The 19,056-nt window shown below is 65.0% G+C and carries 17 protein-coding genes; 13 read left to right on the top strand and 4 right to left on the bottom strand.

All coding sequences use genetic code 11. From position 1 onward, the window contains the following. Nucleotides 1-250 precede the first annotated feature (250 nt). Entirely contained in the window at nucleotides 251-1,156 is a 906-nt protein-coding gene (locus A3M7_RS0142920; protein ID WP_027549424.1) for a helix-turn-helix domain-containing protein, read from the bottom strand. Between the two features lie 50 nt (nucleotides 1,157-1,206). Here A3M7_RS0142920 and pobA point away from each other — a divergent pair, with 50 nt between their 5' ends. Continuing rightward, nucleotides 1,207-2,379, top strand: coding sequence for a 4-hydroxybenzoate 3-monooxygenase (gene pobA, locus A3M7_RS0142915; RefSeq protein WP_027549423.1), 1,173 nt, complete (start codon nucleotides 1,207-1,209; stop codon nucleotides 2,377-2,379). Between the two features lie 61 nt (nucleotides 2,380-2,440). Here the strand turns inward: pobA and A3M7_RS0142910 are convergent, their stop codons facing one another. The 3 genes from A3M7_RS0142910 to A3M7_RS0142900 form a co-directional block, all read right to left on the bottom strand. After that, nucleotides 2,441-4,591: an adenylate/guanylate cyclase domain-containing protein gene (locus tag A3M7_RS0142910; RefSeq protein ID WP_027549422.1), complete on the bottom strand. Its 2,151-nt coding sequence runs from the start codon at nucleotides 4,589-4,591 to the stop codon at nucleotides 2,441-2,443. Nucleotides 4,592-4,609: 18 nt separating this feature from the next. Then, nucleotides 4,610-5,281 (bottom strand): hypothetical protein, encoded by a 672-nt coding sequence (locus A3M7_RS0142905; protein ID WP_049824050.1) that lies wholly within the window; start codon nucleotides 5,279-5,281, stop codon nucleotides 4,610-4,612. A 186-nt stretch (nucleotides 5,282-5,467) separates the two neighbouring features. Beyond that, nucleotides 5,468-6,607, bottom strand: coding sequence for an HD domain-containing phosphohydrolase (locus A3M7_RS0142900; RefSeq protein ID WP_027549420.1), 1,140 nt, complete (start codon nucleotides 6,605-6,607; stop codon nucleotides 5,468-5,470). 268 nt (nucleotides 6,608-6,875) lie between these two features. Between A3M7_RS0142900 and A3M7_RS0142895 the strand changes: the two genes are divergently transcribed. The 12 genes from A3M7_RS0142895 to A3M7_RS50215 all read left to right on the top strand — a co-directional run bounded on the left by A3M7_RS0142895 (nucleotide 6,876) and on the right by A3M7_RS50215 (nucleotide 19,051). Continuing rightward, on the top strand, nucleotides 6,876-7,199 hold the full coding sequence (locus tag A3M7_RS0142895; RefSeq protein WP_027549419.1) for a lipid asymmetry maintenance protein MlaB: 324 nt from the start codon (nucleotides 6,876-6,878) through the stop codon (nucleotides 7,197-7,199). Then, on the top strand, nucleotides 7,199-7,564 hold the full coding sequence (locus A3M7_RS0142890) for a response regulator (protein ID WP_008142319.1): 366 nt from the start codon (nucleotides 7,199-7,201) through the stop codon (nucleotides 7,562-7,564). The genes A3M7_RS0142895 and A3M7_RS0142890 overlap by 1 nt, the downstream gene beginning before the upstream one ends. Beyond that, nucleotides 7,561-9,618 carry a chemotaxis protein CheA gene (locus tag A3M7_RS0142885; protein ID WP_027549418.1) on the top strand — a complete coding sequence of 686 codons (2,058 nt, stop codon included), beginning with the start codon at nucleotides 7,561-7,563 and terminating at the stop codon, nucleotides 9,616-9,618. Before A3M7_RS0142890 ends, A3M7_RS0142885 begins: the two co-directional genes overlap by 4 nt. Continuing rightward, entirely contained in the window at nucleotides 9,618-10,079 is a 462-nt protein-coding gene (locus A3M7_RS0142880) for a chemotaxis protein CheW (RefSeq protein ID WP_198033925.1), read from the top strand. Before A3M7_RS0142885 ends, A3M7_RS0142880 begins: the two co-directional genes overlap by 1 nt. Before the next feature lie 37 nt (nucleotides 10,080-10,116). After that, nucleotides 10,117-11,814 carry a methyl-accepting chemotaxis protein gene (locus tag A3M7_RS0142875; protein WP_027549416.1) on the top strand — a complete coding sequence of 566 codons (1,698 nt, stop codon included), beginning with the start codon at nucleotides 10,117-10,119 and terminating at the stop codon, nucleotides 11,812-11,814. Nucleotides 11,815-11,879: 65 nt separating this feature from the next. After that, a complete protein-coding gene (locus A3M7_RS0142870) occupies nucleotides 11,880-12,356 on the top strand; it encodes a chemotaxis protein CheW (protein ID WP_027549415.1) in 477 nt (158 codons plus the stop codon). A 59-nt stretch (nucleotides 12,357-12,415) separates the two neighbouring features. Then, nucleotides 12,416-14,218: a methyl-accepting chemotaxis protein gene (locus A3M7_RS0142865; RefSeq protein ID WP_027549414.1), complete on the top strand. Its 1,803-nt coding sequence runs from the start codon at nucleotides 12,416-12,418 to the stop codon at nucleotides 14,216-14,218. Between the two features lie 131 nt (nucleotides 14,219-14,349). Continuing rightward, complete coding sequence (locus tag A3M7_RS0142860) at nucleotides 14,350-15,204, top strand: protein-glutamate O-methyltransferase CheR (RefSeq protein WP_027549413.1); 855 nt, start codon at nucleotides 14,350-14,352, stop codon at nucleotides 15,202-15,204. Between the two features lie 16 nt (nucleotides 15,205-15,220). Continuing rightward, complete coding sequence (locus tag A3M7_RS0142855; protein WP_027549412.1) at nucleotides 15,221-16,312, top strand: chemotaxis response regulator protein-glutamate methylesterase; 1,092 nt, start codon at nucleotides 15,221-15,223, stop codon at nucleotides 16,310-16,312. A gap of 5 nt (nucleotides 16,313-16,317) precedes the next feature. Further along, nucleotides 16,318-18,045: a hypothetical protein gene (locus A3M7_RS0142850; RefSeq protein WP_027549411.1), complete on the top strand. Its 1,728-nt coding sequence runs from the start codon at nucleotides 16,318-16,320 to the stop codon at nucleotides 18,043-18,045. Nucleotides 18,046-18,198: 153 nt separating this feature from the next. Further along, nucleotides 18,199-18,657 (top strand): hypothetical protein, encoded by a 459-nt coding sequence (locus A3M7_RS0142845; protein WP_027549410.1) that lies wholly within the window; start codon nucleotides 18,199-18,201, stop codon nucleotides 18,655-18,657. 109 nt (nucleotides 18,658-18,766) lie between these two features. Continuing rightward, on the top strand, nucleotides 18,767-19,051 hold the full coding sequence (locus tag A3M7_RS50215) for a hypothetical protein (protein ID WP_027549409.1): 285 nt from the start codon (nucleotides 18,767-18,769) through the stop codon (nucleotides 19,049-19,051). The last annotated feature ends 5 nt before the right edge of the window (nucleotides 19,052-19,056 follow it).

The raw sequence follows: 19,056 nt of genomic DNA, 5'->3' as shown, positions 1-19,056 counted from the left end.
CAGACGACCGGACAGGGGCGGCCGTCTTGCGCCTAGGTTAGGGAGGACCCAATGCCACCAGCGCCAGGGCGCCGAATGCAGCCAGGGTAAGGCGCGCGCATTCCCCACTCAATCGTACTGAGGTAAAGGGCCTCTATCCAAAGGATAGGACACCATATACGAAGGTAGGTGGCTGCGCCGGCAACGAAGGCCGTTGCGGTTCGCAGCTTGGCCTTCGGCCATAGGTGCGGCTGTCCGATCGGCCGATGTGTCAGCCTTCATCGCCATGCAGCCGGGTGCGAAAGGCGCGCGGCGATAGCCCCGTGGCGGCAGCATAAACACGGCTGAAATAGGCGGGATCGTCGAAGCCGAGCGCGTAGGCGATCGTCGAGACCGGAAGGTTGGTGTAGACGAGGTTGCGCCGCGCCTCGCGGATCAGGCGGTTGAGGATCAGGTGCGAGGCGGTGTCGCCAGTCGCGGCCCGCGTCACCCGGTTGAGATGGGTCGGCGTGATCGACAGCGCGCCTGCGTAGTCCGCGACGCTCCAGCGTTCCAGATGGTGCTGCTCGAGCAGCGCCTCGAAGCGGCGGAACAGGCCGGATTCGGCCGTGCCATTGCCACCGCTCTCGCTCGTGAGCGCGCGGGCCACCAGCCCGATCATCGCCGCCGACAAGGCGCGCAGCACATGCGCCCGGCCGAAATCGCGAGCAGCGTGTTCGGCGAAGATCTGCTTCATGGTGGTGCGGATCTGCGGGGTGCTGCGCACCACGCCTGATCGTGACAAGGCGCCGCGCAGGCCTTCGGCGGCGAGCAGCGCCTCGTCCAGGATCTCCGCCGCGATGGTCAGCACCCAGCCCTGGGTCTCTGGCACGAAGCGGAACCCGTGGACGTGTCCGACGGGTACGTTGACGATCTGCATCGGCCTCAACGGCACCACGCGTCCGTCGAGTGTCGCCTCGCCGCCGCCGCGCTCGATCAGCAGCACCTGGTGCAGCCGGGCATGGCGGTGCACGGCCAGGGTCCAGTCGTGAAGCACCGAGCGGGACGCGATCGTCTCGCAATGCACGACGTCGGGCAGGTCGCCGGACTCGCCGAACAGATTGTAGACCCGGATCGCGGGGGCAGGGGCGGCGCTTCTCATGTTCGAATAGTACAAGACAAAGACGAAACCCTCCATCGGTTTGCGCAGTTAAATCTGCAAAAAAGTACCGTCGGGAGGACGCAAAAATGAAAGTTCAGGTCTGTATCATCGGCGGCGGGCCGTCCGGGCTGCTCTTGTCCCAGCTTCTGCATCTGAAGGGCATCGACACGGTCGTGCTGGAGAAATACAGCCGTGAGCACGTGCTGGCCCGGATCCGCGCCGGCGTGCTCGAGCACGGTTTCGCAAAACTGATGCGCGAGGCGCAATGCGGCGAGCGGATGGACCGCGAGGGCGAGATCCACCGGGGGTTCGAGATCGCCCATGACGGGGTGCTCTCCCAGATCGATCTGCACAAGCACTCCGGCGGCAATTCGGTTCTGGTCTACGGCCAGACCGAGCTGACGCGCGACCTCTACGAGGCGCGCGATCGTCTGGGCGGCAAGGTCGTGCATAATGCGCAGGACGTGACGCCGCATGACCTGGCGTCGGATCGCCCCTACGTGACGTACCGATCGAACGACGAGATCGTTCGCGTCGATTGCGACTACATCGTCGGCGCCGACGGCTTTCACGGCGTCAGTCGCAAGTCGATCCCGAAGGACGTGCTGCGCGAATACGAGAAGGTCTATCCGTTCGGCTGGCTCGGTGTGCTGTCGCGCACCAAGCCGGTCTCACCCGAACTGATCTATGTGAAGCACGAGCGCGGCTTTGCGCTGTGTTCCTTGCGCTCGCAAGTATTGAGCCGCTATTACATCCAGGTGCCGCTCACCGACAAGGTGGAGAACTGGTCGGACGATGCGTTCTGGGCCGAGCTGAAGCGCCGCCTGCCGGAGCAGGTCGCCGGCCGCCTGATCACGGGGCCCTCGATCGAAAAAAGCATCGCGCCGTTGCGCAGCTTCGTCGCCGAACCGATGAGCTACGGCCGCCTCTTCCTCGCCGGTGATGCCGCCCATATCGTGCCGCCGACCGGCGCGCGCGGGCTGAACAGCGCCGCCTCCGACATCTACTATCTCTACCATGCCATGCTCGCACACTATCAGAGCGGCGATGATTCCGGCCTCGAAGGCTATTCCGCCAAGGCGCTGGCGCGGATCTGGAAGGCGCAGCGTTTCTCCTGGTGGATGACGATGATGCTGCATCGTTTCCCCGATCGTCTCGACTATGAGGATCGTCTTCAGCAGACGGAGCTGGAATATCTTTTCTCGTCCGAGACGGCGCAGCGCCTGCTTGCGGAGAATTATGTGGGACTGCCGTTTTAAGCGGGACTATTTCGACGAACGCGGCGCCCTCTTTCACCCTCCAGGGGAGGGTAAGCGGCCACTACTTCCCTTCGAGCGTGTTGACCGGCGTCCACTCCGGCGGCGGTGGATTTGCGACGAGCGCTCTCGCGCGCTTTGCAAACATGGATGATGGCGGATCGACCTTCGCCACCTCGTCGAACGTATCGGCCGCCTTCGCAAACTCCCTTGCCCGCCAGCACGCCAGCCCTTCCGCATAAGCCGCGGTGACCTTCGTCTGCTCGCCGCTCTCCGCGCCTTTCTCCGCCAGCGGCTCGAACACCTTGATCGCCTCGCCGCGGCCCAGCACCCTGATCGCATCGAGCTCGCGCCAGGCGAAGGCGTCAGCTGTCTGCGCCACTGTCGCCTCCGAGGCCATGATTGCGGAGCCATAATATTTGTTCGCACCCTCGAGCCGCGAGGCGACGTTCACGGTGTCGCTCATCACGGTGTAGTTGAAGCGGCGGCGGGAGCCGATGTTGCCGACTACGGCTTCGCCGCTGTTGAGCCCGATGCGGTGCGACAGGCCGTGACCGGCGAAGACGGCGTTGTTCGCGTTGAGGTCCGCCAGTTTTTCGTGGCACTTCAGCGCCGCACGGACGGCGTTGCGCGCGTGGGCGGGATCGTCGGCGGGCGCGCCGAACATGGCGACGATGGAATCGCCGATATATTTGTCGACATAGCCGCCATGACCCTCGATGATGTCGGTCATGGCGGAGAGATATTCGTTCATCAGCGTGACCAGCTCGCCCGGCGTCATCGTCTCTGCGATCGAGGAGAACCCGCTGAGGTCGGAGAAGAACATGGTGACATTGCGCATCTCGCCACCGAGCGCCGGCATCTTGCCGGAGGCAACCATGGTGTTGATCACTTCAGGGGCGAGATAGAAGGCAAAGCTCTTGCGCAGGAAGCGCTCGTCGCGATCGGCCAGCACGAAGCGGTAGCCGATCATCATGGCGAGCGCGGCAAGGCTTGCGAGCGCGGGCTCGGTCAGCGGCAGTGCCAGTGCGTGAACGAACGCACCGACGGCCATTGCGGCGTAAACGGCGGTGAGGCCGAGCCATGCAATCAGTGCGCCGCTCGGCGCAAGCATGCAGGCGGCGCAAGCGATGACGAGCGCGAACGCGATCGTGAGAATGCTCCGCGCGGGAAAGCCGAGCTCGGTCACGGCATCGCGCTCGATCAGGTTTCGGACCGCGGTGGCATGCACGAAGACGCCGGCGATGTCGCTGCGGGCCTTCTGCGCGGTGCCCGCCGGGGCGGGCAGGGCGCAGCGCGGTGCGGGCGAGCCGTCATATCCGCGGGACAGGCGCATCGAGGTGAGCTTGCGGTCCTCGAAATTGAGGACGGTGCCGAGCAGGACGACCTTGCCTTCGAAGGCGCGGCGGAAGAAATCGCGATCGCCCTTCTCGACGCAGGCGCGCAGGTCGGCGAAGGAGAAGGTCGGGACGTCGCGTCCCAGCCCTCGAAAGTTGAGCGTCATTGTATTCGGTATCGCGCTCGGGATCGCATAGCCGGACAGCTCGGTCGCGCCGGACGGCGCAATTTCAGGCTTTCCGCCAAGCGCACGCGCAGCGAGCTCCACCGCCATCGCGGGGATCGGCCTGCCCTCGATGGCAAAGCTCAACGGCATTCGTCGGATCACGTCGTCGTGGTCGGTGTGGACATTGAGCGCGCGGACGGTGTTGCGCACTGCCACTTGCTGCGCACGATAGGGCACTTCCGGATGGTCGTTGCTCAGGATTTCGCCGAGCACCAGCTTGCCGCTGTCGGAGAGTTGCCGGAGCGCGATGAGGTAGTCCCGGTCAAATCCTCTTATGCGACTGCCGAATGACGTATCGCCGAACGGAATCTCCGACTGCTCGATTGAGTTCTTGAAGATGACGTCGAAGCCGATGACCTTGGCGCCACCCTCGGTGATGCTCCCAAGCACCCGGCCGATCTCGCGTGTCCAGGTCTGCGTCGGCGATCCCTTGAAGGGCGGGGTGTCGTAGGTCTCACCATCGATGGCCACGACGACGACCGGCGATGTCGCGGGATCACGGCGGTTGCCGTCCAGCATGCCGCGCATCGCGGTGAGGATGTCGAGCGACAGGCCTTGCAGTGTCTGAAGCGGCGGAGACGTGAAGACCGCGCCCGCGAGGAGCGCAATCAGGATCGCCGCAACGATGTCCCGCCTTCCGATCCGCCGCATCGCCCCGTCGCAAGCCGCCTATTCGAGCCGCAGCAGGCGGCCGACGATCGGCGTCGGCGATGACGTGGCGCTGGCATCGACCTGGAAGGCATAGCGCTTGGCGCCGAGAATGGCGAGATAGCTGCCGCCGGGGGTCAGCGACTTCCCGGCTTTGGCAAAATCATAGAACTTGCCGCCGATCATGGTTTCGTTCCTGAGCGGCACGCTGATCGTGGGTTCCTTGCCGTCGGTGCGCTCGATCACCAGCGTGCTGCCGCTCTTGGCCTGCACCAGCGGTGCGACGCCGTAGATCGTCGGCAGCTTGGGGGCCGGCGCGCCCTTGGCGTCCGAGCGCACGGTGCGGAAGGTGGTCGCGGCGCTCTGGTTGGCCTCTCGCTCGGACAGCTGCGCCGCGTTGGTGTCGCAGGGCACCTTGTCCCGCTTGACCTCGCCGAGCTGCACGGTGCTCTGCTCGGCGCCGACCAGCACGACGCCTTCGCTGATCGTCTCGCGCAGGCAGGATTTGAGATAGCTGAGCGTGACGCTCGCCTTCGGGCCGAGCTTGATGATCTTGCCCGGCGCCACATAGTCCATGAACGCGATGCCGTCGACCTTGCCCTGGACGTCCTCGACGATCGCGGCCGGCGTCTCCGCCAGGGCGGGGGTCGTAATATAGAGCGCGCCGACAACGGCGCCGATCAGGCTTCTCATGGGTATTCTCATCCAATTCGACCGCTGCTGTGCCGGTCCCGTCCTGGTCCGATACTTAGCAGCGGAGCGCCCAGGCAAGTGTGACCAGAATCACTCTTAGATATTGGTGCACTCTATCAGGAACCGGTTCAAACCGGCGACCGGAGAAAACAGAGCCGCGGCAAGCTGTTGGCCAGATGGTCAATGTCAGGCGAACGAAACGGCCTCCGGCGAGCCGTCATTGGCCGGACGGCCCTCGACGGCTCGCTCCATACCAGGAGTGAGCGTTGCCTCCGCCTTCTGAAATGGTGCCGCCTGCTGCCCGGCGGCGATCTCCACGACCTCGTCCCAGCGCGACAGAAAAGCCTCGACGCAGGCCGGGTCGAACTGCCGTCCCTGGTTCTCGACCAGGTAGTTGCGCGCCGCCTCGAGCGGCATCGGCTCTTTATATGGCCGCCGCGTCGTCAGCGCGTCGAAGACGTCGGCGACCGCGACCACGCGTGCTGCAACCGGGATCTCGTCGGTCTTGAGGCCGTTCGGATAGCCCGCGCCATCCCAGCGCTCGTGATGGCCTGCGGCAATCTGCGCACCGAGCTGGATCAGCTCGCAGCCGGAGTCCGCCAGGATACGCGCGCCGATCATGGCGTGGGTGCGGATCACCGCCATCTCCTCGTCGGTCAGCCGGCCGGGCTTGAGCAGGATATTGTCGGGAATGGCGACCTTGCCGACGTCGTGCAGTGGCGCGGCGAGATAGATGTCGCGGCAGAGCCGCGCCGGCAGGCCGAGCTGCTCGGCGATGATGCGGCTGTAGCGGGCGACCCGCAGGGTGTGTTCGCCGGTGTCGTTGTCGCGGTATTCGACCGCGAGCGCGAGCCGCAGGATAATCTCTTCCTCGCGCTCGCCGAGCTTGCGCGTCGCGGCCGCGACTTCGCTGGCCAGGTGCGCGGCGCGATCGTTGAGCTTGCGTACGGCTGCACCAAGCTGAATCAAATTCCGCAGACGCACCGTCATCTCGACGCTCTGCGGCTGCTTGGGCAGGAAATCGGTTGCACCGGCCTGCAGCGCTTCCATCTTCACGTCATCGGTCTGCCGCGATGTGATCATCGCGATCGGAATGTCGGCGCAGCCGGGAAGGGTGCGGAGCGTGCGGATGAAGCTGATGCCGTCCATGTGCGGCATCTCGTAGTCGACCAGCACGAGGTCGAAGACGCGCTCGCGTGCGCAGGCCAGCGCCTGCACGGGATCGAGGAAGGTGGTGGCCTCGACCAGACCTTCGGCCTCGATGTGACGTTTCAGGAAGTTGAGGACGGAGCGGCTGTCGTCAACCAGAAGCGCTTGGGTCAGCATCGGCGGCCGGGGCTTTCTTCGCTGGCAAGGGCACGAACCCACTGCATAACCCGGGCGAATTTAACGCGAAGCAAATGCGCCGTGCGTGCGCACGGCGCCGCGGACATGCGCGCGTCGCATGGGATTTGAGCAGGCTATGCGCGGTTGCATGCAGTTGCGCGAAGTCTTTGGGAATGTGACCCGTAGTTGTACGGACTCTCCCGTTAGGGGTTTGCTCACTTGATTCGCGTCAAACGTGTATCGGAATTTTGCAAGTGCGGGGACAGCGATGGCGCTCAATCCGACGGAGCCGAAGTGGTCGTTGCGGTTACCCGCCGATTGCAGCATCGCGGCCATTCGCAGTGTCTATGATCTCATTCGCGAGGCGTTCGGCCGCCAGGAGCGGCTCGAGATCGACTGCTCGAGCGTCGACAAGGCCGACGTGACTTCGATCCAGCTTCTGCTGTCGACCGCCAAGACGGGCGAGGCCCAGGGCCGCCCGGTGGTGCTCACCTCATTCTCCCAGTCTCTGCGCAACACCCTTCGCCGCGCCGGCTTTGCCAGCGACGCGATGATCGATCAGCACTTCCCGCAAAAGAAAGATGGCACCTAATGGCCACGATTCTGACCGTCGACGATTCCCCCAGCATTCGGCAAATGATCAAGGTCGTGCTCGAGCCGGCCGGTCATAACGTGATCGAGGCCGGCGACGGCGCGCAAGGGCTCGCCAAGGCCCAGGCCGGCAAGCTCGACCTCGTGATCACCGACCTCAATATGCCCGTGATGAACGGGCTGGAGCTGATCCGGGCGCTGCGCAAGCTGCCGAGCGCGGTCGGCATGCCTATCGTGTTCCTCACCACCGAATCCAACGACACGGTGAAGCAGGAGGCCAAGAGCGCCGGCGCCACGGGCTGGATCACCAAGCCCTTCAAGCCGGAGCAGTTGCTCGCCGTTGTCGGCAAGCTGGTGCGCGCATGAGTGCAATGGACCCGACCGAGGTCTTTCGTCAGGAAGCCAGCGAGCTCTTCGAAGTTCTTGAAGGAGCCCTGCTCGATCTCGGCCTGCGTCCCGATGACCGCGAACTCGTCGATTCCGCCTTCCGCGCCCTGCATACGATCAAGGGCTCGGGCGCCATGTTCGGCTTCGACAAGGTCGCCTCCTTCACCCACGAATTCGAGACCGCGTTCGATCGCGTCCGCAAGGGCGAGATCAAGCCGACGCAGGAACTGATCTCGGTCGCGCTCGCCGCCAAGGACTATATCCGCGCGCTGATCGAGGATCCCCAGTCGACCGACGACGTCATCGGCGACGGCATCCTCGACGACCTCAAGCGCTTTGTCTCGTCCGATCAGCCTGTTGCGCCGGATGCCGAGATCACGGAGGCGGCGGCGCCGGTCGAGAGCAAGCAGGCCGGCTGGCACCTCTATCTGGAATTCGAATCCCACATCCTTCGCAACGGCTCGAACCCGCTCGACCTGCTGGAAGACCTCTGCAAGCTCGGCCCCTGCTTCGTCGTGCCTGTTACCGACGGCATCCCGTTCCTCGACGAGATGGAGCCGGAAGACTGCTATTTGAAGTGGGACGTCAAGCTGCACGCGGTCTGCGACAAGGACGCGATCGACGACGTCTTCATGTTCGTCCAGGACGAGATGAAGCTGACCCTCTCACCCTTGGAGCATGTCGAGGCGCCCGCGCCGATGCCGCTATTCCAGCTCCTCGACGAGGAGCCGGCGCCTGTGGTCGAGATGCCTGCGCCGGTGGCCGAGGCTGCTGCCCCGAAGCCCGCCGCAAAGGCGGAGCCCAAATCTGAACCGAAACCGGAGCCGAAGGCCGAGGCCAAGCGCGACGATCGCGGCATCGCCACCGTCCGCGTCCAGGCCGAACGTCTCGACGAACTGATGGACCGGGTCGGCGAACTCGTCATCGCCCAGGCGCGGCTGACCCAGCTCGCATCTTCCGGCTCCGACCTCTCGATCAAGATGATCGCCGAGGAGATCGAGCGCCTCGCCTCCTCCTTGCGCGACACCACGATGGGCGCGCGCATGGTGCCGATCGGCTCGCTGTTCGGCCGCTTCCGCCGCCTGATCCACGATCTGTCGCGTGATCTGTCGAAGCCGGTCGAATTCGTCACCACGGGCGAGGACACCGAACTCGACAAGACCATGATCGAGTGCCTGGCCGATCCGCTGGTGCACCTGATCCGCAACGCCATTGACCACGGCATCGAGGACACCGCAACGCGCGCCGCCAACGGAAAGACCGAGCAGGGCCGGATCGAGCTCGCCGCCGTTCATTCCGGCGCGCAGGTGCTCGTCACCGTGAAGGACAATGGCGGCGGCCTCAACACCGCGCGCATCCGTGCAAAAGCGGAAGAGCAGGGGCTGATCGCGGCCGGCGCCGTGCTGACCGATCACGAGATCCACCAGTTCCTGTTCCACCCGGGCTTCTCGACCGCGCAGACCATCTCGGCGCTGTCCGGCCGCGGCGTCGGCATGGACGTGGTCAAGCGCACCATCGAGAACATGCGCGGCACGATCGACCTGTCGACCCGGCCGGGCCAGGGCACCACCGTGACGCTGCGCCTGCCGTTGACGCTCGCGATCATCGAAGGCCTCCTGATCCGTGTCGGCGAAGGCCGCTACATCATTCCGCTGTCGGCGGTGGAGGAATGCGTCGAGCTGACGGCCGAGGACGAGCGCTCGCGCGGCCGCAATTTCCTCAACGTGCGCGGCAACCTCGTCCCGTTCCTGCGCTTGCGCGAGATCATGTCGTCGTCGGGTTCGCCCGACCGGCACCAGAAGACGATCATCATCTCGACCGGCGAGAGCCGCGTCGGTCTCGTCGCCGACCAGATCATCGGTAACCACCAGACCGTGATCAAGTCGCTCTCCAAGCTGCATTCGGATGTCACGATCTTCTCGGGCGCGACCATCCTGGGTGACGGCACGGCGGCGCTGATCCTCGACGTCGCGCAGCTCGTCGCGCTGGCGCAGTCGAAGGTCGAGAAGCAGCACATCAGCGAGGCGGCGTGATGAACGAGAGTCTGGCCGGCGAGCATCAGACGGACGCGATGCAGGTCGTGATGATCGGCCTCGGCGAGGAGAAGTTCGCGTTCGACGCGGGCCTCGTGCGCGAGATCATCGATCCCGTGCCGGTGACCAAGGTCGCCGGCGCGCGGGCTTTCGTTCCCAGCGTGATCAACGTACGCGGCAACGTCATCCCGCTTGCGGACCTGCGCATCCGCTTCGGCATGCCGCAGCTCGACAACTCGGCCGACACGCGCATCGTCGTCATCGAGCTGGAGCTCGACGGCGAGCCTGTCCTGGTCGGCGTCACCGCCGACAAGGTCTACGAGGTCACGGAGATATCGCAGACCGACGTGCAGCAGACGCCGCGCGTCGGCATGCACTGGAAACCGGAGTTCATTCGCTTCATCGCCAAGTGGCGTGAAGAGTTCGTCATCGTTCCCAACATGGAACGCATTCTGAATTGAAATGAGGTCTCGGGCGAGACTGGGGTAGGGGCTGGAAATGAGATTTACGGTCAAGGCAAAGCTTGCCAGCGCGTTCGGCGTGGTCCTGTTGCTCTCGATGGCGGCGGGCGGCCTCGCTTATGTGAAACTGAGCGAGATGATCGACACCGCCGACAGCCTCGTGTCGCGCGCCGGCCGAATGGACCGTGCGGCGGAAATCGAGAAGGGAATCCTGCTCCAGGTCCGCGCCGAGAAGAACCTCCTTCTTGCGCCCGATAGCGAAGCGGATGGCTTCGTCGCCGAGATCGCCAAGCAGCGCGAGACGCTTCTGAAGCTGAAGGATGAGATCCACGCGCAGGCCTCCCCCGAAGGCAAGAAGCTGATCGAGAATTTCGGCGCCGCCTACGCCCGGATGAATACCGTTCAGGACGACGCGCTCAAGATCGCCCGGACAGACAGGACGAAAGCCGTCGAACGCTCCGCGATCGAGGTTCGCAAGGCGGTCCGCGAGGCGATGGACGCCGCCAACGTCTATGTCAGCAACGTCAAGAAGAACATGGCCGATCAGGCGGCCCGGGCGCACGAGGACGGCAACCGGGCCCACGTCCTGCTGATCTCGGCCGTGGTGGCCTCGCTCGCTATCGGCCTGATCGCCGCGATCTGGATTTCCATCAGCATTGCCCGCGGTCTCGGCCGTGCGGTCGGCCTCGCCGGTGCCGTGGCGGCCGGTGATCTCAGCCAGACGATCAACGTCTCCAGCAACGACGAGATCGGCGATCTCGTCAAATCGCTGAACCTGATGGTCGAAAAGCTCCGGCAAGTCGTCGAGGAGGCTCTCACCGCGGCAAGCAACGTCTCGGCCGGCAGCCAGGAGCTCTCCGCCAGCGCCGAGCAGCTCTCGCAGGGCGCGACCGAGCAGGCCTCGTCCGCCGAGGAAGCCTCCTCCTCGATGGAGGAAATGGCTTCGAACGTGAAGCAGAACGCCGACAACGCCAACCAGACCGAGAAGATTGCCGCGCAGTCCGCCAAAGATGCGGAATCCAGCGGCGCCGCCGTCGGTCGTGCGGTCAATGCGATGCAGACCATCGCCGAGAAGATCACCATTGTGCAGGAAATCGCGCGGCAGACCGATCTGCTGGCGCTCAACGCCGCGGTCGAGGCGGCGCGGGCCGGCGAACACGGCAAGGGCTTTGCGGTGGTCGCTTCCGAGGTCCGCAAGCTCGCCGAGCGCAGTCAGGCGGCCGCAGCCGAAATCGGCACGCTATCCACGGAGACGGTGAAGGTTGCCCGGGAGGCCGGCGACATGCTGTCCAAGCTCGTGCCAGACATCAAGAAGACCGCTGAGCTGGTCCAGGAGATCACCGCCGCCTGCCGTGAACAGGACGTCGGCTCAGCCCAGATCAACCAGGCGATCCAGCAGCTCGACAAGGTCGGCCAGCAGAACGCCAGCGCCTCCGAGCAGGTGTCCTCGACCTCGGAGGAGCTCGCTTCGCAGGCCGAGCAGCTCCAGTCCACCATCTCCTTCTTCCGCATCGACCATGCCGGCCGCGGCGGGAGCGCGGCGCCTGCGCCGATCGATCGTGCCGTGACCCAGCTCCGCGCCAAGGCGGCGCACATGGCTGCGGCGGATCGCGGCGCGAAGAAGCCCGCGCCTGTCCGCAAGCCGGCACGTGCGACGAAGGTCGCCGGCGGTGGCGGCTTCGCGTTCGACATGCACGACGGCGAAGACGACCGCGACGCCGAATTCCAACGCTGATCAAGCGGTCCGGCCTCGTGCCGGATCGTGCTCATTCGCAAACCCCGGGACCCCTGGACTGCAGCATGGCCGCAACCTCGCAATATCTGACGCTCGGGCTCGCCGGCGAGACGTTCGGCATCAGTATCCGCAATGTCCGTGAAATTCTCGACATGCGGCCGATCTCGCGGCTGCCGCATGCGCCGAACTTCCTGCTCGGCATGATCGACGTGCGCGGCAGCGGCTATCCGATCGTGGACCTCCGGACCAAGCTCGGCCTGCCGAGCGTGGCGGCGACCGAGGCGACCCGCATCATCATCCTCGATGTGCCGATGAAGGACCGTCTGGTCGGCGTCGGCTTCGTCGCCGATTGCGTGTTCGAAGTCACCGACATCGACGAGCAGGCGATCGAGCCCATCCCCGAGGTCGGCGGCAAATGGCAGTCCGACTATGCCGCCGGCATCGGCCGCAAGGGCGAGAAATTTGTCGTGATCTTCGACCTCGCCAAGCTGATGGCGCATGACGAGATCCCGGAAGGGCGCGATGCGCCCCGCGCCGCCTGAGTTTGCAAGTGTAAGCATTGTCAAGCGTAAGCCCCCCAATTCGAACCAACGAGATTGACATGAGATTCACCGTCAAAGCCAAGCTTGCCAGCGCCTTCGGCCTCGTCATCCTGCTCTCCATGATCGCCGGCGCGGTCGGCTATGTGAAGCTGTCGGACATGGTCGGCACCACCGAGACTCTGGTCAGTCGCGCGGGCCGCATGGAAAAGGCCGCGGAACTCAAGGAAGGCATCCTGTTTCTGGTGCGCGCCGAAAAGAACTCGATCCTCGCGGCGAGCGATGCGGAATACGATCAGTTTGTAGCCGACCTCGCCAAGAATCGCGAAGCACTCGTCAAGTCCAAGGATGAGATCCACGCCGCCGCCAGCGAAGGCGGCAAGAAACTGATGGAGAACTTCTCCACGGCGTTTGCCAAGCTGAACGCCTATGAGGATGAGACGGTCAGGCTCGCGAAGTCCGACAAGCCGAAGGCCCTGGACCGTTCCATGCATGACGGCCGCAAGTTCGTCGCCGACGCGCTGGATGCGGCCAATGCCTACATCAACAACGTCAAGAAGAACATGGCGGAGCAGGCCGAGCAGGCCAGACAGGACGGCTCGCGCGCCGAGATGCTGCTGATGAGCCTGGTGATTGCCTCGCTGCTGATCGCAGCGGTCGCCGCGACCTGGATCGCGCTCAACATCAGCCGGGCACTGGCACAGGCCGTCGGCCTTGCCGACGCCGTTGCAATCGGCGATCTCAGCCACAAGATCGAATCGTCGAGCAATGACGAGATCGGCGATCTCATCAAATCGCTGAATGCGATGACCGTGAACTTGAATGCCACCGCGGCGGTCGCCAACGAGATCGCGCAGGGCAATCTCATGGTTGAGGCCAAGCCGCAGTCGGACAAGGACACACTGGGTCTTGCCCTGGAGCGCATGGTGGAGAAGCTCCGGCAGATCGTGTCGGAAGCGCTCACCGCGGCGCAGAACGTCTCCGCCGGCAGCCAGGAGCTCTCCGCGAGCGCCGAGCAGCTTTCGCAAGGCGCGACCGAGCAGGCTTCGTCAGCCGAGGAAGCCTCCTCCTCGATGGAGGAGATGGCCTCGAACGTGAAGCAGAACGCCGACAACGCCAACCAGACCGAGAAGATCGCCGCGCAGTCGGCCAAGGACGCCGAGGCGAGCGGGGCAGCCGTCGGACGTGCCGTCAATGCGATGCAGACCATCGCCGAGAAGATCACGATCGTGCAGGAGATCGCACGTCAGACCGATCTGCTCGCGCTCAACGCGGCGGTCGAGGCCGCGCGCGCCGGCGAACACGGCAAGGGTTTTGCCGTCGTCGCGTCCGAAGTGCGCAAGCTTGCCGAGCGCAGCCAGGCTGCGGCGGCCGAGATCGGCACGCTCTCGACCGAAACCGTCAAGGTCGCGCAGGAAGCCGGCAACATGCTCTCCAAGCTCGTCCCTGATATCAAGAAGACCGCCGAGCTGGTCGAGGAGATCACCGCGGCCTGCCGCGAGCAGGACGTCGGTTCGGCCCAGATCAACCAGGCGATCCAGCAGCTCGACAAGGTCGGCCAGCAGAATGCCAGCGCCTCCGAACAGGTTTCCTCGACCTCCGAGGAACTCGCCTCGCAGGCCGAGCAGCTCCAGTCCACCATCGCTTATTTCCGCATCGAGCAGGGTGGAAAGGGTCAGGCGGCCGCACCGATCGACCGGGCGGTGAACCAGCTGCGGGCCAAGGCGGTCACCATGGCGGCAGTCGAGCGTCCGGCGAGGAAGCTCCCGGGCAAGCCCGCGCGCGCCCTGAAGGTTGCGGGCGGCGGCTTCGCTTTCGACATGAATGACAGCGAGGACGATCGGGACGCCGATTTCCAGCGCTAGGGCTCTTTCAGAGATCGGCCCCCACCGGGGCCGATCTGTCTTCAGTGATTGCGTGAAAGTGTGGGATTCAAGATGGCCCGGACGGCCCGACATTCAGTGCAGGCGGCCATCGCGAACCGGGGCCGGCGACCATGATGCCCGCCGTGCAGGACATGGCCGTGCATCTGTCGGATCGTCACTTCCGGACCATCGCCGAATTGATCGAGGGCAAAGTCGGCATCAAGCTGCCGCAAGGCAAGCGGCTGATGCTGGAGGGGCGGCTGCACAAGCGCGTGCGCGCGCTGAACTTCTCCGACCTCAACGAATATGTCGACAACCTGTTCGGGGCCGAGCATTTCGACACCGAGCTCACCCATCTGATCGATGTGGTGACGACCAACAAGACCGACTTCTTCCGCGAGCCCCAGCACTTCACCTTCATGCGGGACGTCGCGATTCCGGCCCTGCTCAAATTGCATGGACGCAGGAACGCAAACCTGAAGATCTGGAGCTCGGCGAGCTCCACCGGCATGGAAGCCTACACGACCGCGATGGTGCTGGACGACATGACGCGGAACGGCTCGCGGTTTCAGTACCGCATCCTCGGGACTGACATCTCGACCGCGGTGCTGCGCCTCGCCAAGGCCGCGATCTACACCCGCGACGTTCTCGCGCCGGTGCCGGAGCCCTTCGTGAAGCGATACTTCCTGTCGTCGCGGGACAGGTCGCGCGGCGAGGTGCGGGTGGTGCCGGAATTGCGGCGCATGACGCATTTCATGCGGATGAACCTCATGGATGCGTCCTATCCCGTCGATCGCGACGTCGACATCATCTTCTGCCGCAACGTCCTGATCTATTTCGAGCGCGAGACGCAGCGCAAGGTGATCGAGCAATTGTGCAGCCATCTGCGGCCCGGCGGCTATCTGCTGGTCGGGCATTCGGAATCGATGATTCACAGTGCCGTGCCGGGTTTGAAGCAAGTTCAGCCAACCATTTTCAAGGTCTAGCCGGAGCGCAACCAGAATGCCGAGGGAGAAAGTTCGCGTGCTGATCGTGGACGATTCGGCGTCGGTGCGCCAAATCCTTCAGACGATCCTCAATGACGATCCGGACATCGAGGTGATGGGGACCGCGTCCGATCCGTTCGCAGCTGCGCGCCGCCTCCAGAACGAGATCCCCGACGTCATGATCCTCGACATCGAGATGCCGCGCATGGACGGCATGACGTTCCTGCGCAAGATCATGGCGCAACGTCCGATCCCGGTGATCATCTGCTCCTCGCTGACTGAAGAAGGCTCTGACGTGATGTTCGAGGCGTTCGAGGCGGGCGCGGTCGACATCGTTCCGAAGCCGAAGATCGACACGCGGCAGGCGCTGCTCGAATGCTCCACGCGGCTGCGCGAGGCCGTGAAGTCGGCGGCGCGCGCCCGCGTGCGCCCGCGCGCGGAGCGCCGGGGGGTCGAGAAGAAGCTGACGGCCGACGCCATCATCCCGCCACCGGTGCAGGGCAGGGTCCGGCCGACGACGGAGCGCATCGTGTGCATCGGCGCATCGACGGGCGGCACCGAAGCGCTCAACGACGTCCTCGAGATGCTGCCGCCGCACTGCCCTCCGCTTCTCATCGTCCAGCACATGCCGGCGGGGTTCACCGCGGCTTTTGCCAGACGTCTCGACAGCGTCTGCCAGATCCGGGTCAAGGAGGCCGAGGACGGCGAGCCGGTGCTGCCGGGCTGGGCCTATATTGCCCCGGGCGCCCGTCACATGCTGCTCCAGCGCATCGGGCTGCGCTACCAGATCGCGATCAAGGACGGCCCGCCGGTGTCGCGGCATCGCCCGTCCGTCGACGTGCTGTTCCGATCGGCGGCCCAGCACGCCGGCGCCAACGCGCTCGGCGTCATCATGACCGGCATGGGCGACGACGGCGCGCGCGGCATGCTGGAGATGCGTAAGCTCGGTGCCTCGACGCGGGCGCAGGACGAGGAAAGCTGTGTGGTGTTCGGCATGCCCAAGGAGGCCATCGCCCATGGCGGGGTCGAGAAGGTCGTGCCGCTGCACCATATTTCGCGCGAGATCATGCTCTGGTACCAGGCCGGACACGTTGCGGTGGCAGGTTGATTGCGATGCCCACCATTCCGGCCACCACGCTCACTGAAGCGACTGCGGCGATCGAGGACGTCTCGTCGCGGATCGAGGACGTCTTCGCGCGCGTCGGTCGGGAGCTCGGTCGCGGCCACCTCATCTTCAAGGAGCTGAACCAGGGCCTCGCGACGCTCTCCGAGGAGCTCTCCGGCGCCGAGATCGAGGGCGCTGCGACCGCGTTGCAGGAGATCGCCGCGCGGCTCAGCGAGCTGGCGCAAACCCTGCCAGCCGAGAGCGCCCTGCTTGCGACGATCGGCACGAGTACGGCGGAGGCGTCCTCGCTGCTCAAGCCGCTGTTCAAGCACATCGGGATGATCACCATTATCGCGCGCAGCGCGCGGATCGAGGCGGCCTCGCTCGATGGCGACCGTGAGGGCTTTCTCGCCTTCACGCAGGAAGCCTACGATCTCGGCAAGGCCGTGCAGCGCTCGATCGAGGGCTGCGCACGGGACCAGCAACGCCTGTCGGAAGCCGTTGCCACCGCCTCCGTCCGGCAGAAGGAGTTCGAGAGCCGTTACGGGAACCAGCTGGTCTCGGAGAGCGCGGAGCTCGGCGAGGCCTATGGCGGATTGCGCGACCAGCGCAGCAAGAGCAGCCATGTCGCCGACCTCGCCAGCGCCAGTACAAGGAAGATCGCCGAGGCGGTCGGCAGCGCGATCATCTCCTTGCAGGCCGGCGACAGCACGCGCCAGCGTCTCGAGCATGTCTGTCACGGTCTCGGTCGTGCGTCAGGACCTTCTCCAAGCCTCGTTCCCGAACCGGTCACGAGCGATGACGGCGCGCGCGCCATCTGCCTGTTGCAGGCGGCCCAGCTCAAGGACGCCCAGCGCGAGTTCGGCGGCGATATCGGCCAGATCGTTCGCGCGCTGACGGCTATCCTGCATGATGCGGGCAGCGTCGTCGGCAACGGCCGCGCGCTGTTCGGCGGCGAGGAGGGCGGCTCGTCGTCGTTCCTGACGCGCATCAAGCAGATACTGGCGCATGCTTTGACCCTGATCGCCACCTGCGAGAGCGCCGGCCGTTCGGTCGACGACGCACTGGCCATTGTCGAGGATACGCTGGGGAAATTTCGCCAGGCGATCGCCGGGCTCGCCGATGCGACCGTCGACATCACCCTGATCGGGATGAACGCCGGTCTCAAGGCAAGCCATCTCGGCAGCCGCGGCAGCGCCTTCGTCGTAATCGCCAACGAGCTCAAGGCGACTGCCGACCAGGTTTCGGCGGGGGCGGCCCGCCTCCGGCCCGTGCTCGACGGCATCGAGCGCTCGGCCAAGGCGCTGAGGGAGTTGCGCGTGCAGGGCGATCCCACGCAGCTTGCCAACCTCGAGCCGCAGATCCTCCAGGCGCTGCGCGAGGTCGAGGCCGGCAACGAACGGCTCGACAAGCTGATGAGCCGGCTCGTCGACGAGGGCGCGGAATTCGAAGGCTTGATGAATTCGGCGCAAGGCCTGATGACCAAGCTCGGCGAAAGCTCCGCGACTTTGCCTGCGGTAGCCGCGCGCCTCGAGACTACGAGTGCGGTCGCCAGGCGACCGCAACCAATTGCGCAGGACGGGGCCATGCTCGACGATCTCTTCGCGCGCTACACGATGGAGCGCGAGCGGGACGTCCACCGGGAGTTCCTGCAAACGCTCGGGCTTGCGTCGGTCGTCGCCACGCGGCGCGTCGAGGTGGTCGAGACCGCCGATGACGGCATAGAATTGTTTTGATGTCGGCGCCGGTGTCGCCTCGCGCGCCGGCGGCAATTCGATGGATTGGGTTTTCGGGGTGTTAACCCTGCCGAAAGCGCCGATGGTTTGGTCATTGTCGCGCCCCAGAGTTCGTCGCAAATACCTGTCAGATTTCACGTCGAGAAATGTCGCATGTTGAGAGACGGCAAATACGCTGCCTGGTTCAGGACCCCGCGCGGCCAGGGCACCGGCGTCGTGGATCTGATTGAGGGCCGGATCTCGGGCAGCGACAGCTTCTTCACCTATGGCGGCTCTTATCGTGTCGATGAGAAGCACTTCTCGGCCGTCTTGATCGTGAACCGGTACGCGGATGGTCCGCCGAGCGTGTTCGGGCCGGACGAGGTCGAGGTCGATCTTGCGGGTGTGTGCAGTGGCTTGGTCGCGACCTGCTCGGGCACGGCCAAGGAAGCGCCCGACGTCAAGTTCGAGGCGACGCTGATCTACAGCCAGGAAGATGCGCCGGCCGCCGACGCGCGATGCGCGGTCGTGAAGCTCAATGCCGACAAATTGCCCAAGAGTCCCGACAGCCGCTCCCGGCCGCGCCATCCATTTGCGTCGCCCAAGGGTCCCGCAAAGGCTCCCGCGTCTTAGCTTTGCATTGACGCTGTTGTCGCGAAAACCCTTCGTCACGGCATTGCGGCAACCGTGCCTTTAGAGGTGAAATCTAGGTTGGGGCCCATAACAAGAGACGGACAGGGATATGCCTCAAATCTGGATGACATATGACGAACTCGCGACGCTCAACGGCTGCAGCGCTGCCGAAGCCCGGCTTCAGGCGCAGCAACTGTCGCTCGATCGCCGCAAGAGCCGCGACGGAAACACCCGCGTCAAGCTGAACCTCGCCTTGATGGCCCGGTTCTTCGAGACCATTCGCGAAGCCGACTACGATCTCGATGACGCGATCGCGGCGCTGCGCGATACCCATCGGCAAATGTCCGGGGTTCTCCTGGCAGAGCGGGGCGGCCTCAAGCGCGGAGTGGCGTAAGCTCG

The sequence above is a fragment of the Bradyrhizobium sp. WSM2254 genome (genome assembly GCF_000472645.1).
Classification (GTDB): domain Bacteria; phylum Pseudomonadota; class Alphaproteobacteria; order Rhizobiales; family Xanthobacteraceae; genus Bradyrhizobium; species Bradyrhizobium niftali.
The sequence above is the reverse complement of the archived record's forward strand: the minus strand, read 5'-3'. Positions and strand labels throughout refer to the sequence as shown.

What these genes read in the sequence shown, in the direction of transcription:
- A3M7_RS0142920 (WP_027549424.1), bottom strand. Translation starts at nt 1,156, where the DNA reads ATGGAGGGTTTCGTCTTTGTCTTGTACTATTCGAACATGAGAAGCGCC.
- pobA (WP_027549423.1), top strand. Translation starts at nt 1,207, where the DNA reads ATGAAAGTTCAGGTCTGTATCATCGGCGGCGGGCCGTCCGGGCTGCTC.
- A3M7_RS0142910 (WP_027549422.1), bottom strand. Translation starts at nt 4,591, where the DNA reads ATGCGGCGGATCGGAAGGCGGGACATCGTTGCGGCGATCCTGATTGCG.
- A3M7_RS0142905 (WP_049824050.1), bottom strand. Translation starts at nt 5,281, where the DNA reads ATGAGAAGCCTGATCGGCGCCGTTGTCGGCGCGCTCTATATTACGACC.
- A3M7_RS0142900 (WP_027549420.1), bottom strand. Translation starts at nt 6,607, where the DNA reads ATGCTGACCCAAGCGCTTCTGGTTGACGACAGCCGCTCCGTCCTCAAC.
- A3M7_RS0142895 (WP_027549419.1), top strand. Translation starts at nt 6,876, where the DNA reads ATGGCGCTCAATCCGACGGAGCCGAAGTGGTCGTTGCGGTTACCCGCC.
- A3M7_RS0142890 (WP_008142319.1), top strand. Translation starts at nt 7,199, where the DNA reads ATGGCCACGATTCTGACCGTCGACGATTCCCCCAGCATTCGGCAAATG.
- A3M7_RS0142885 (WP_027549418.1), top strand. Translation starts at nt 7,561, where the DNA reads ATGAGTGCAATGGACCCGACCGAGGTCTTTCGTCAGGAAGCCAGCGAG.
- A3M7_RS0142880 (WP_198033925.1), top strand. Translation starts at nt 9,618, where the DNA reads ATGAACGAGAGTCTGGCCGGCGAGCATCAGACGGACGCGATGCAGGTC.
- A3M7_RS0142875 (WP_027549416.1), top strand. Translation starts at nt 10,117, where the DNA reads ATGAGATTTACGGTCAAGGCAAAGCTTGCCAGCGCGTTCGGCGTGGTC.
- A3M7_RS0142870 (WP_027549415.1), top strand. Translation starts at nt 11,880, where the DNA reads ATGGCCGCAACCTCGCAATATCTGACGCTCGGGCTCGCCGGCGAGACG.
- A3M7_RS0142865 (WP_027549414.1), top strand. Translation starts at nt 12,416, where the DNA reads ATGAGATTCACCGTCAAAGCCAAGCTTGCCAGCGCCTTCGGCCTCGTC.
- A3M7_RS0142860 (WP_027549413.1), top strand. Translation starts at nt 14,350, where the DNA reads ATGATGCCCGCCGTGCAGGACATGGCCGTGCATCTGTCGGATCGTCAC.
- A3M7_RS0142855 (WP_027549412.1), top strand. Translation starts at nt 15,221, where the DNA reads ATGCCGAGGGAGAAAGTTCGCGTGCTGATCGTGGACGATTCGGCGTCG.
- A3M7_RS0142850 (WP_027549411.1), top strand. Translation starts at nt 16,318, where the DNA reads ATGCCCACCATTCCGGCCACCACGCTCACTGAAGCGACTGCGGCGATC.
- A3M7_RS0142845 (WP_027549410.1), top strand. Translation starts at nt 18,199, where the DNA reads ATGTTGAGAGACGGCAAATACGCTGCCTGGTTCAGGACCCCGCGCGGC.
- A3M7_RS50215 (WP_027549409.1), top strand. Translation starts at nt 18,767, where the DNA reads ATGCCTCAAATCTGGATGACATATGACGAACTCGCGACGCTCAACGGC.